The sequence below is a fragment of the Mesorhizobium sp. M0106 genome (genome assembly GCF_040322715.1).
GTDB lineage: Bacteria > Pseudomonadota > Alphaproteobacteria > Rhizobiales > Rhizobiaceae > Mesorhizobium.
Genome location: NZ_JAMYUA010000004.1, coordinates 191868 through 204020 on the forward strand (window position 1 = coordinate 191868; position 12153 = coordinate 204020).

13 protein-coding genes and 1 pseudogene are annotated in these 12153 nt (G+C 62.9%); 8 read left to right on the forward strand and 6 right to left on the reverse strand.

Annotation, left to right across the window (positions count from 1 at the left end; all coding sequences use genetic code 11):
* The first annotated feature begins 145 nt into the window (after window positions 1-145).
* From NKJ55_RS06145 to NKJ55_RS06170, 6 genes and pseudogenes are all read left to right on the forward strand, one after another.
* Window positions 146-1375 carry an ROK family transcriptional regulator gene (locus NKJ55_RS06145; RefSeq protein ID WP_352449102.1) on the forward strand — a complete coding sequence of 410 codons (1230 nt, stop codon included), beginning with the start codon at window positions 146-148 and terminating at the stop codon, window positions 1373-1375.
* Window positions 1376-1377: 2 nt separating this feature from the next.
* On the forward strand, window positions 1378-1824 hold the full coding sequence (locus NKJ55_RS06150) for an RbsD/FucU family protein (protein ID WP_352449103.1): 447 nt from the start codon (window positions 1378-1380) through the stop codon (window positions 1822-1824).
* A complete protein-coding gene (locus NKJ55_RS06155) occupies window positions 1821-2744 on the forward strand; it encodes a carbohydrate kinase family protein (protein WP_352449104.1) in 924 nt (307 codons plus the stop codon). Before NKJ55_RS06150 ends, NKJ55_RS06155 begins: the two co-directional genes overlap by 4 nt.
* Before the next feature lie 254 nt (window positions 2745-2998).
* Window positions 2999-4141 carry a DegT/DnrJ/EryC1/StrS family aminotransferase gene (locus NKJ55_RS06160; RefSeq protein WP_352449105.1) on the forward strand — a complete coding sequence of 381 codons (1143 nt, stop codon included), beginning with the start codon at window positions 2999-3001 and terminating at the stop codon, window positions 4139-4141.
* Window positions 4142-4159: 18 nt separating this feature from the next.
* Window positions 4160-4366, forward strand: a pseudogene (locus tag NKJ55_RS06165) (hypothetical protein).
* A 162-nt stretch (window positions 4367-4528) separates the two neighbouring features.
* A complete protein-coding gene (locus NKJ55_RS06170) occupies window positions 4529-5548 on the forward strand; it encodes an LLM class flavin-dependent oxidoreductase (RefSeq protein ID WP_352449106.1) in 1020 nt (339 codons plus the stop codon).
* A gap of 51 nt (window positions 5549-5599) precedes the next feature.
* Here the strand turns inward: NKJ55_RS06170 and NKJ55_RS06175 are convergent, their stop codons facing one another.
* The 3 genes from NKJ55_RS06175 to NKJ55_RS06185 form a co-directional block, all read right to left on the reverse strand.
* Complete coding sequence (locus NKJ55_RS06175; RefSeq protein WP_352449107.1) at window positions 5600-6082, reverse strand: RES family NAD+ phosphorylase; 483 nt, start codon at window positions 6080-6082, stop codon at window positions 5600-5602.
* On the reverse strand, window positions 6079-6513 hold the full coding sequence (locus tag NKJ55_RS06180) for an antitoxin Xre-like helix-turn-helix domain-containing protein (RefSeq protein WP_352449224.1): 435 nt from the start codon (window positions 6511-6513) through the stop codon (window positions 6079-6081). Before NKJ55_RS06180 ends, NKJ55_RS06175 begins: the two co-directional genes overlap by 4 nt.
* A gap of 69 nt (window positions 6514-6582) precedes the next feature.
* A complete protein-coding gene (locus NKJ55_RS06185; RefSeq protein ID WP_352449108.1) occupies window positions 6583-7209 on the reverse strand; it encodes a CDP-alcohol phosphatidyltransferase family protein in 627 nt (208 codons plus the stop codon).
* A 276-nt stretch (window positions 7210-7485) separates the two neighbouring features.
* Between NKJ55_RS06185 and NKJ55_RS06190 the strand changes: the two genes are divergently transcribed.
* On the forward strand, window positions 7486-7959 hold the full coding sequence (locus NKJ55_RS06190; RefSeq protein WP_352449109.1) for a phosphatidylglycerophosphatase A family protein: 474 nt from the start codon (window positions 7486-7488) through the stop codon (window positions 7957-7959).
* Window positions 7960-8038: 79 nt separating this feature from the next.
* Entirely contained in the window at window positions 8039-9115 is a 1077-nt protein-coding gene (locus tag NKJ55_RS06195) for a tartrate dehydrogenase (protein ID WP_352449110.1), read from the forward strand.
* A 422-nt stretch (window positions 9116-9537) separates the two neighbouring features.
* Here NKJ55_RS06195 and NKJ55_RS06200 read toward each other — a convergent pair whose 3' ends face one another.
* The 3 genes from NKJ55_RS06200 to NKJ55_RS06210 are packed head-to-tail and all read right to left on the reverse strand — an operon-like array spanning window position 9538 to window position 12133.
* On the reverse strand, window positions 9538-10716 hold the full coding sequence (locus tag NKJ55_RS06200) for a hypothetical protein (RefSeq protein WP_352449111.1): 1179 nt from the start codon (window positions 10714-10716) through the stop codon (window positions 9538-9540).
* A 55-nt stretch (window positions 10717-10771) separates the two neighbouring features.
* Window positions 10772-11779 (reverse strand): succinylglutamate desuccinylase/aspartoacylase family protein, encoded by a 1008-nt coding sequence (locus NKJ55_RS06205; protein ID WP_352449112.1) that lies wholly within the window; start codon window positions 11777-11779, stop codon window positions 10772-10774.
* Window positions 11780-11788: 9 nt separating this feature from the next.
* Window positions 11789-12133, reverse strand: a complete 345-nt coding sequence (locus tag NKJ55_RS06210; protein ID WP_352449113.1) for a RidA family protein — start codon at window positions 12131-12133, stop codon at window positions 11789-11791.
* Window positions 12134-12153 lie beyond the last annotated feature (20 nt).

The window sequence follows — 12153 nt, forward strand, 5'->3', positions numbered from 1 at the left end:
CTCCCAGTGTCGACGCCGATCTCAAGAGACACCAGTCCGCCAGCACTGTCAATAATTAAATCACTCTTATTTATTATTGACATCGCAGGATTGTTCACCCACTCTAGACCAAAAGCATTGAGGGGAAACGACGGGAGGAACAAGGGTGGAGACCGGCGTTACGAGGCACGGTTCGCCCGATGCGGCCGAAAGCCGCCTGCACCGCGGCACCAATCAAAGCGGCATGCGGGACCACAATGAGCGGCTGGTGCTGTCGCTGGTGCGTCAGCACGGCAGCCTGGCCAAATCCGATATTGCGCGCATGACGGGCCTTTCGGCGCAGACAGTGTCCGTCATCATGCGCGAGCTGGAGGAGGACGACCTGCTCGTTCGCCAGGCGCCGTTGCGCGGCAAGATCGGCCAGCCCTCGATACCCATGGCGCTCAATCCCGACGGCGCCTATTTCATCGGCCTGAAGATCGGCCGCCGCAGCGCCGAGCTGGTGCTGATCGATTTCCTCGGCAATGTGCGCTCGATGCTGCAGCATTCATACCGCTATCCGGCGCCGCGCGAGACGGTGGAATTCGTCACAAGCGGCATGAAGAAGATGCGCGGCGAACTCACCCCGGCGCAGGACAAACGCATTGCCGGGCTTGGCATCGCCATGCCGTTCGAATTGTGGAACTGGGCCGACACCGCCGGCGCGCCGCGCGAAATCATGGACGAATGGCGCCATCGCGATATTCGCGCCGACATCCAGGCGCAATGCGAATTTCCAGTCTATCTGCAGAACGACGCCACCTCGGCCTGCGGCGCCGAGCTCGTGTTCGGCCACGCGGCGGGTGCGGCACGCGATTTCGTCTACTTCTATATCGGCGCCTTTGCCGGCGGCGGCATCGTGCTGAACGGCCGGTTGTTTGGCGGCCCAACCGGCAATGCCGGCGCGCTGGGCTCGATGCCGGTGCCAGGGCCGGACGGCAAGCCGACGCAGTTGATCGACGTGGCGTCTATCGCCATGCTGGAAAAGGCGCTCAACGCGCGCGGCATCGAGGCCTCGCATCTGTGGACATCACCGGGGGACTGGGGCGAGATCGGCGCCGAGCTTGACGACTGGATCGCCAGCGCCTCGCAGGCGCTTGCCTATGCCATCGTTTCGGCCTCGTCCGTCATTGACTTCGAAGCCGCGGTGATCGACGGATGGATGCCGCTTGCCGTGCGCAGGCGGCTTGTCGATGCCATTATCCAAGCCATCGGCCGGATCGACGGCGAGGGCCTGAGGCTGCCGGCCGTTCGCGAGGGAACCGTCGGCATCCATGCGCGGGCGCTGGGTGGCGCCAGCCTGCCGCTGTCGGAGCGCTTCCTCATCGGCTCGACCACGATTTCCCGGAGCTTCTGAGCATGCTGATCGGCATCCCGGCGCTGCTCGGCCCCGAGCTTCTGGCGATATTGCGCGCCATGGGCCATGGCGACGAGATCGCCTTGGTCGACGGCAACTACCCGGCCGAGCAGCAGGCACAGCGGCTGGTCCGCGCCGACGGTCATCATCTCGTCCCCGTGCTCGATGCGGTATTGAGCGTATTGCCGGTCGACGACGCCGTGCCGCAGGCGCTGTTTCGCGCCTCGGCCAAAGGCGATCCCCTGCTCGCCGATCCGGTTCACCATGAGATGGAAGCGATCTGCGCCAGGCGTGCGCCGGGCCGCAAGGTGGTTGCGCTTGCCGGTGCCGACTTCTATGCACGGGTCAAGGCCGCGCACGCGATCGTCGCGACGAGCGAGCCGCGGCTCTACGCCAACATCATCATTCGCAAGGGCGTGATCTATCCGCCGGAAAGCAAGACTTCATGATCCTCTGCTGCGGCGAAGCCCTGATCGACATGCTGCCGCGGACCACGACGGAGGGCGAGCCGGCCTTTGCCCCCTATGTCGGCGGTGCCGTCTTCAACTCGGCCATTGCGCTAGGCCGGCTCGGCGCGCCCGCTGCCTTTTTCTCCGGCCTGTCGTCGGATCTGTTCGGCGGCCAGCTCAGGGAGGCGCTGAAGGCCAGCAAGGTCAGTTCCACCTATGCGCACACCTCGCCGCGTCCGACTACTCTCGCCTTCGTGCGGCTCACCAACGGCCAGGCGACCTACACCTTCTACGACGAGAACACCGCCGGGCGCATGCTGACCATCGAGGACTTGCCGGAACTCGGCAGCGAGATCGAGGCCATGCTGTTCGGCGCCATCAGCCTGATCTCGGAGCCGGCCGGGTCGGCCTATGAAGAGTTCATGCGGCGCGAGCATGAGCGCCGCGTGATGATGCTCGACCCCAACATCCGGCCAAACTTCATTCCCGACAAGGCCAGGCACCTCAGGCGCATCCGCAGCATGATGGCGATGGCCGACGTCGTGAAACTGTCGGACGAGGATTTGAACTGGTTCGGCGAAGCCGGCTCGCATGAGGACGTCGTCCGCAACTGGCTGGATCGCGGCCCGAAGCTGATCGTCGTCACCCACGGCAGCGAAGGCGCGGTCGGTTACAGCAGCCAGCACCGGGTCACCGTCGTGCCGGACAAGGTCGAGGTGGTCGATACGGTCGGCGCCGGCGACACATTCAATGCCGGCATTCTTGCCTCCTTGCACGAACAGGGTCTGCTGTCGAAGACGGCAATCGCCAGTTTGCCGGAAGACGCCATCCACAAGGCGCTGACGCTCGGTGCCAAGGCGGCGGCGGTGACGGTATCGCGGGCCGGCGCCAACCCGCCATGGCGGCATGAAATCGCTTGACCGGCTGGTGCGCAGCCCATGGACTGCTCACCGACGATCACTTTATGTTTCGTCCAGCCTGGCGGGCGGGATGCGAAGCCTGTATCAGGCCGGCCGAAGCCCGGATTTCCCCGCGTTTAAGAGGGCAGATCGGAAATCAGAGGTAACAGGCTGCGACACTTGAGCAATTCAGGGTTTTTGCCCTGCGGCTTTCTCGGCCGTACCAAGTCTGCTACCAGCGGCCGGTTATCTGACTAAAACCGTTTGAGGCCGACATGCAGTTCATCGATCTTGGCGCGCAGCGCGAACGCATCCGCGACAGGCTGAAAGCGGCAATCGACCGGGTTGTCGACGAAGGCCGCTATATTCTCGGACCGCAGGTCACCGAATTCGAAAACAAGCTCGCCGCCTATATCGGCACCAAGCACGTGGTCGCTTGCGCCAACGGCACCGATGCGCTGCTGCTGCCGCTGTTTGCCGCCGGCATCGGCCCGGGCGACGCGGTGTTCGTGCCGAGCTTCACCTTCGCCGCCACGGCCGAAGTGGTGGCGCTGACCAAGGCCGAACCGGTGTTCGTCGATGTCGATGCCGACAGCTACAATATCGATATCGCCAGCCTCGAGGCGGCAATTGCCATGATCAAGGCGGAGGGCCGGCTGAGGCCGAAGGCAATCATTCCCGTCGACCTGTTCGGCCTCGCCGCCGATTACGAGGCGATCATGGCCATCGCCGATCGCGAAGGCCTGATGGTCATCGAGGATGCGGCGCAGGCGACCGGCGGCTCGGCTGACGGCAAGATGTGCGGCTCGTTCGGCACCGTGGGCTCGACCAGCTTCTATCCGGCAAAGCCGCTCGGCTGCTATGGCGACGGCGGTGCGATGTTCACCAATGACGATGCGCTGGCCGAACAGCTGCGCTCGTTCGCCTTTCACGGAAAGGGCGAAACGCAATACGACAATGTCCGCGTCGGCATCAATTCACGGCTCGACACGCTTCAGGCGGCGATCCTGATAGAGAAGCTGGCCATCCTCGAGGACGAGATGGTGGCGCGGCAAGCGGTCGCCAATCGCTATGCCGAAGGTCTCGGCGATATCGTCAAGGCGGCGCGCAATCTGGGCGGCGGCCGCTCGGCCTGGGCGCAATACGCCATCGAAACGCCGAAACGCGACGGGCTCAAGGCACATCTCGGTGAAAAGGGCATTCCGTCGGTCATCTACTATGTGAAACCGCTGCACAGCCAGATTGCCTATCGCGATTATCCGCGCACGCCGACCGGCCTTGCCGTTTCGGAAGAGCTGCCGAAGCGCATCCTGTGCCTGCCAATGCATCCCTATCTGAGCGAGGCTGACCAGGACCGGATCATCGAAACGATCCGAAACTATATCGGCTCGAATTCGGCGCATGTAGCGGCGGCATAAATTCGAAAGCTTCGAAGCATGGTCGCGGAATACATCGACGAGTTCATCATGTTCTGCGCCGGGTTGTGGATGGCTGGCGTCGGCTTCGGATTTCTCGCGGACCCGTTCCAAGCTCGCCCCGGCCAGCAGCAAGCATGGTGAACCAACTTTGGGACTCGCTTCAAATGGATGGGACCGCTGTTGATCCTCATCGCGATAGCGCTCGCATTCGCGGCACCTTCCTAGGCTGGCGTCCGACGGCAGCTCGGCACGGTCGGCCATCGTTGATCAACAACCGCCGATTCAAGCTTTGCGCGTCAAGGCAGGCGGCCATCGGCACCGATTTTGCGATGCTTTGCTGCGCGCCGCAGCATAGTCTGCACCTGGCTCCCCTTTAGGCTGGTTCTCATGAAGAAGATTGGTTTCCTCTCGTTCGGGCACTGGACGCCCTCGCCGCAATCGCAGACGCGGACGGCATCCGACGCGCTTTTGCAGTCCGTCGAGTTGGCGGTCGCGGCCGAGGAGCTGGGTGCGGACGGCGCGTATTTCCGCGTGCATCACTTCGCCCGTCAACTCGCCTCGCCCTTCCCGCTGCTGGCGGCGGTCGGCGCAAAGACCAGCCGAATCGAGATCGGCACGGCGGTGATCGACATGCGCTATGAGAACCCGCTCTACATGGCCGAGGACGCCGGCGCCGCCGACCTAATCGCCGGAGGGCGTCTGCAGCTGGGCATCAGCCGAGGCTCGCCGGAGCAGGTGATCGAGGGATGGCGCTACTTCGGCTACGCCCCGCAAGAGGGCGAGAGCGATGCCGACATGGCCCGTAGACACACCGGAGTGCTGCTCGAAGTGTTGCTGGGCAAAGGCTTTGCGCAGCCCAACCCGCGGCCGATGTTTCCCAACCCGCCTGGCCTGCTTCGCGTCGAGCCGCACTCGGAGGGCCTGCGCGAGCGCATCTGGTGGGGCGCCGCCACCAACGCCACGGCGGAATGGGCGGCGAGGCTGGGGATGAACCTGCAGAGCTCCACGCTCAAATTCGATGAAGGCGGAAAGCCGTTTCACATCCAGCAGGCCGAACAGATCCGGGCCTTTCGTGAGGCCTGGAAGGCGGCCGGACACACGCGCGAGCCGCGGGTGTCGGTGAGCCGGAGCGTTTTTGCACTGGTCGACGATCGCGACCGGGCCTATTTCGGCGGCAACCAGAGCGGAGATCATTTCGGTTACATCGAGGCAGACAGACGCGCGGTGTTCGGCCGCTCCTATGCCGCCGAGCCGGACATCCTCATCGAGCAGCTAAAGGGCGACGAAGCCATCGCCGAGGCCGATACGCTGCTGCTTACCGTCCCCAACCAGCTCGGGGTCGACTACAACGCCCATGTCATCGAGGCGATTCTGACCCATGTCGCCCCAGGCTTGGCCTGGCGCTGACGAGTTTGAACAATCGACGCCGCAGGCAGGAACCTGCCCCTCCTGACCTGCTCAGGAGCCGAACAGGCGACTGTCCCAATATACGGGTTGATGCAGGCTGGCTGTGATCAAGGCAAACTCCGGATGGGTCGGATTGATCAACACGTTGTTGTCGAGGCGAGCCACGACGTTTGGCACGATCAAGATCGCGCTGCGGCGCTCGACATACCACGTCTCGCCGAATTCCTTGCTCACCTTTGCCGGCATCATATCCCACCCCGGCAGCGACGGCTGCGAAAATATCTCGTAGCTTAGCCCGCGCGGAACCATGATCTGGACGTAGTGCTGGTTGGGCGGCAGTCTGCCGCTGCCGTGCACCAGCTTTTCCAGCAACGCTGTCGAATAGTGCTCGCTGGTGTAAATCACTGGGCTGCCAAGCGTGTTCCAGCGGCCGGGCGCGATCGTCGAGCCCGTCGCGTCAAAGATCGGATAGATGCCGGCAGGATCGCCGATCCTGAAGCACGGCAGCGTCCGATCGAGTATCTGCGCCGTCAAGCGGCAGTGCCGTATTTCAGGCCTGCAAGGATATCGATCACCAGCTCGGCGCCGATCTCGTTTTGGATGACCATTTCGATCGGGCGTCGGTCTTCCAGCATGGGATGAGGTCGAAATAGAAAGTCACGAGCCTGATCTTCGATCTTCCAGACGTCGAGGGCCAAGTCCCATGCGCGAGCCACCCGTGCTACCCGCATGCCCTCCTCCGAAGACAGTCGAAGAGCGCCCCTCTTGCGACGTTCATAGGTTGCCTTTGGAACGAGGCGGTATTTGAATTGGGCATCGGCCGGTGCCAGCAATTGTGAGACGCGTTCCAGCGCGCCGATTGGCAATCCGCCTTCAATTCGAGCCATCAGCCCGAATGGCGACCGTGCAGCCGTTTCCTTGGGCGACAGCCCCAGCACGTCGGCTATATTTCCAAATGCTAACATCTCTGCTTCCCATTCATATGAAGCAGTATATAGCCTCACATGAGGCTGAATTCAAGCGTTCTTGCGGTCTCACGGCTGCTTGCCGTCGGCTCGTTTAAGCATCGCAAATGCACGACTGATCCGTTGTAGCGCTGTGGCGTTGGCCAGCACTGCGTACAGCGCGAACCCACCCGCCAGAATCCAGGGCGAAGCCGCGCCCATGGCGGTAGCAACTCCGTCGGCGGCGAGCAGCACGCAAATGAACACCAGACGTTCCATCCGCTCGAAGAAATCCGGCCAACCGTCGTTTTTCACAGGGATTTCCAGCGCCGTCCGCGCCTTGGCGTAACTGGTGAGGATCCCGCCCGCAAATGCGAACATTGCGATCGCCCACAGATCGGCGACCCAGCCGATAGCCGCAAAGACGGCCAATTCTTGATAACGGTCGACGACGGCGTCGAAATAGCCACCGGCCTTGGTGCTCATATTTGTCCGGCGGGCGACCGCACCGTCCAGCGCGTCGAAGGTGAAGGCAAACGCCAGGCAAAGGCCAAAGGCAAGACTTGAATGGTGATAGACATAGGCGGCCGACGACAAGGCGACGAGCACGAGCCCGCTAGCCGTAACCTGGTTCGGCGTCATGCCGATCCCGATCAGCGGAGAGGCGGCCTGCTCCCATAGCGGGTCGATGCGACTTTTCATGAGACCGGCGATCATGGCGGCTCCTCTGATGATGTCGTTTCACCGAGCTTTACCAGCAATTTGCGGGTTTGTTCCACCGTCGCCACCGTTCGAGTTGGTCAACGCAGACGGAGAACTGGCTCAGCAACGTTCTCAACCCGCCGCAAACAGCGATTTCTTTTTGGCGGATGCGGCCGGCGGATTAAGGCGCTCGCCAAAGCTGACGGAGCAAATCGACCGGCGGTCTGGCGGCCGCACCCGAACGATGTGACTATGATTGCTTGCCATCCGTCGGAAGCCGGCCGAAACTCGATGCATAAATTTTCACCCAAGTTTGCCTACCTGCTCGCGACCTCTCTTGGCGCGGGATTATCTCCAATATGGCCGGGCACGGTCGGCGCAATGGTTGGAGTGGCTGTTGCCGCGGCTCTGATACCCGCATCACCTTGGCTGACGGTGCTTGCCTATGCGGCCCTGTTCGCCGTTGGCGTATGGGCGTCATCGCATGTTATCTCCGGTACCGGGACGGAGGATCCGCAGATCGTCGTCATCGATGAGACCTTCGGCGCCGCCGCGACACTTTCCATGCTTCCGATCGACCCACTCTGGTGGGCAGCAGGCTTCCTTGCTTTCCGGTTTTTCGACGTCGTCAAGCCTTGGCCCATCCGTATCATGCATGACAAGGTAAGGGGTGGGGCCGGCATTATGCTGGACGACGCGGCCGCGGCTGTCGTCGCTGGGGCGTTGCTGCTCCTGCTGAACGGTTTGATTGACCATTTGCGGTAATGGGGGCATTCGGCCCCACTGCCAAAGGCCAGCACGATGGTCCATGCGAGTTTAGCGCCACAAGAGGAGGACTGGACCAATGCGAAGCTATAGGATCGCGGCCATTCCAGGCGATGGGATCGGCAAGGAAGTCGTAGCGGCCGGCCTTCGTGCGCTGGCCGCCTGCGCCACGCGCGACGGCGGTTTCAGTCTCGAGGTGCAGCATTTCGACTGGGGCTCGGACTACTACAAGCTCAACGGCGTGATGATGCCCAAGGACGGCACCGAGCGGCTGAAGGCCTTCGACGCGATCTATTTCGGCGCCGTCGGCGCGCCAGACGTGCCCGACCATCTGACGCTTTGGGGGTTGCGGCTCGCGATCTGCCAGTCCTTCGACCAATACGCCAACGTGCGCCCGACCCGCATCCTGCCCGGTATCGAGAGCCCGCTTCGCGGCGTCACGGCAGGGGATCTCGACTGGGTCATCGTTCGGGAGAATTCGGAAGGCGAGTACGCCGGCCAGGGCGGGCGCTCGCATCTCGGCCTGCCTGAGGAAGTTGCAACCGAGGTCTCGATCTTCACCCGCGCCGGCGTCACGCGCATCATGCGCTTCGCCTTCGAGATGGCGCGGTCACGGCCGCGAAAGCTGTTGACGGTGGTCACCAAGTCGAACGCCCAGCGTCACGGCATGGTGCTCTGGGACGACATCGCGCATGAGGTCGCGGCTGATTTTCCGGATGTCGCATGGGACAAAATGCTGGTCGACGCGATGACGGTGCGCATGACGCTCAATCCGTGCTCGCTCGACACGATCGTCGCGACCAACCTTCACGCCGACATCCTGTCGGATCTTGCGGCCGCACTTGCCGGATCGATCGGCATCGCGCCGACTGCGAACCTCAACCCCGAGCGGCGGTTTCCGTCGATGTTCGAGCCGATCCACGGCTCGGCCTTCGACATCACCGGCAAGGGCATCGCCAATCCGGTCGGCACGTTCTGGTCGGCGGTGATGATGCTGGAGCATCTCGGCGAGCCGGCTGCCGCGGCGCGCCTGATGCGCGCCATCGAGCGCGTGACGGCGGACGCCTCACTGCACACGCCCGACCTCGGCGGAACCGCCACCACCGACAAGGTCACCGAAGCGGTTTGCACGGCCCTACTCGGCGACAACGAGTAGGAAAAGGAGCAAGCGCCTGGCATCGCTGTCATTCCGGCAAGGAAGTCATGCCCGAAGGCGGGAGGCATCCGCACTCGCCGCCGTTCACCGATAGTGTTCGTGCGCCTCCGTGCGGGAACCGAACCCATCAAGTGTTTCGATCAGCACCTGTACAGGATCAAGCACACCGTGCGTTGACCGCCACGCGACAAAGCCGTCCGGCCTGACGAAGGCGGCACCGCCGCTACGTATACTCGGAAGCGTATAAAGACTAAAATACGCTAGAGCGTATAATCTTAGATCCCCATGGACCTTCACAGCCATGCTTTCAGCTTGTCCGGCCGCCGCCGGCCAATGTGACCGAAGCGAATAGTCGGCACGCTCATAAAGCTCCAAGGCAAAGCGAGGTCAGTCCTAGCAGACTGAGGCAACGGATCGGTTTTTCAAACGGATCGTGCGGCACTCAGCCAATCGAGTCGTGCGGCAGGGACAAGGCCGTAATTGTAAAAATTGATGCCGTCGACATCCGGCGCCATCGCAGGTTTCACCTTGGCGGTGAGGATATCGGGGCCTGCCATTTCCGGATAGAACAGCCGGTAGCCGGCGCCGAGGAATTTTTCCGCGCCAAGGGCTGCGCGTCCGGCTGCCATCAGTCTGGCGACCTCGCCGGGCTGCATGTCGTAGGCACACAGGATTGCCCCGTCACAGACCTTGCCGAGCGCCGCGAGATCGCAGCCGCCAAGCCAACCGTCTTTCAAATCGATGATGACAACGCGGGTCGCCGGATTGGCCACCTCGCGCAGTTCGGCGACCAGGCTGGTCACCGGTTCGAACCGCCACTGCAGGTAGCCATGGAGTTCCGGCCATGGCAAAAAAGTGTCGAGGCCGCTCCCCGGAAAATCTGGAAAGCGCCGTTCGGGCACGGCGCGCTCGCAGGTCTCGACGATCCATTGCCCGACGAGCTTGCGCGCTACTTCGCCGTCGACGCGGGCCCCGGCCGCGCGCGCAAGGCAGGACGGACAAAAACATATCGACAACAGAAAATCGTCTTCCGGCGTCAGCCCGACACCATCTTTCTCATGATGGTATTCGTGGGCGAAGCCCATGAAGGAAGGGCTTTCAAGCTCGATCCGGTCTGGCCTGTAGCTGTGCGAGATATCGGCGATCAGCGCGCGGACATAGGCGCGCGCATCCGGATGTGATGGGCAGAGATTGTAGTAGTTGGGATCGCCGAAGGCGTTGCGGGTTACGGCCTGCGGATGAAGCATGCCGAGCCGGGTGTTGTGCAAGCAGACCGTCCAGCACGAAACGCCGAGCCCGCCCACCTCGCGCCGGCGGACAAGGTCGCCAAGCACATCGCCGCCTTCCATGATCACGTCCGCCACCTTGGGCTGGATGGCAAGGTCGGCCCAGCGTGCCGCATCTGGCTTGAAATAGATGGTTCCGTCTTCCGGAAAATAGGCTTTCCGGCGCGGGCTGCGCGGCTGCAGGAACCGGCCAGCGTGATACGAAGTCGCCAGACTGATCATGTTGAGCCCGGCACGCTCGACAAGATCGCGCTCGACCGTCTCCAAGCCCAGATCCTGGACATCCCAAGGATAGGTCCACATGGACAGTTGCATCCGGTTATCCTCAGTCTTGATCCCGATATGGGCGTATGGTCGGGAGGGCTTCTTATCAGTCGACCGGCTCGGCGACCTGAATGAGGCAGTCTCCCGCCTCGCACATCGTGTGCAGCCGGCGCGAAAGCACAATGCCGCTTTCGACGAAGTGCAGGGCTTGCTCGGCGAGGTCGAGCCGTTCGAGGTCGTGGTACCAGCCCGCCAGTTGGCCTGAAGTCACGCTGTCGCCCAGCCTGACTGCCGGCTCGAACCAACCACGGCTTGTGGCATAAAGGCCCTGACTGTGCCGAGACAACGAAAGAAGCCGCGTCGGCGCCGAAGGCCCGGTTGCCGGTGCAAGAACCGGCGCCTCAACCACTCCCAAGGCGGCCATCAGGGCGTCGAGTGCGCGGGCGGTAATCTCCATAGTATCGACCGTGACAGTGCCACCGCCGCCGAACTCTCCGCTGACGCCGATGGCGCCGGCCCGGCGCGCCGCACCCATGGAGGTCGGTGAGGCCTGGCCGTTGTCGGCCACGAACCCATAGGGCATGCTGAGCGTCCGCATCAGCTCCACACCGCGCCGGTGCCGGTCGGGATCGGTATTGTGCTCGACCAGCGCGGTCGGCAGATGCTCCATCGAGGTGCCGCCAGAATGAATGTCGAAGATGACGTCGTGGCGGGGAAACAGTTCCATCTCCAGGAAATTGGCAAGCCGGCTTGTTGGCGTGCCTGACGGGTCGCCCGGAAAGGCGCGGTTGAGATTGCCGCCGTCGAGTGGCGAGCAGCGCTTTGCGGCGATCACCGCCGGCACGTTCGCCGTCGGCAGGATGGTGACGCGACCCTTGATCCGCTTGGGATCGAGCCGGCGCACCAGCTTTGCCAGCGACAGCTCGCCTTCATATTCGTCGCCGTGACTGCCGGCCATCAGAAGCACCGACGGGCCTTCGCCGTTGCGGACAAGGCAGATCGGGACCTTGACCTGGAAATAGGGCGAACGGTCGATCGAAAACGGAATGCTGAGATGGCCGAGTGTCTTGCCGTCCCGGTCGAAGTCGAGCGTATGGCTGAGGCCGGTGTGCATGGCGGCGGCTCAGACAGCTGCGATCGCAGTGACCTCTATGCGGAGGTCGGGATCGGCGAGACGCGCCTCGACACAGGCGCGCGCCGGCAGGCGCGCAGGATCCACCCAGGCATCGTAGATGCTGTTCATGGCATCGAAGTCGGCGATCTGCGGCAGGAAGATATTGATCGCCACTAGCCTCGACTTGCTGCTGCCGGCCTCAACAAGGAGCGCCTCGACCTTGGAGAGCACGTCGTTCGTCTGACCCTCGATGCCGGCCTTGCGGTCGTCTGCCACCTGGCCTGCGATGTGCACAAGGCCGCCATAGACGACCGCCTGAGACATGCGGGAGCCGGACTGGAAGTACTTGATCATATCAGATCCTTTCGAGGTTC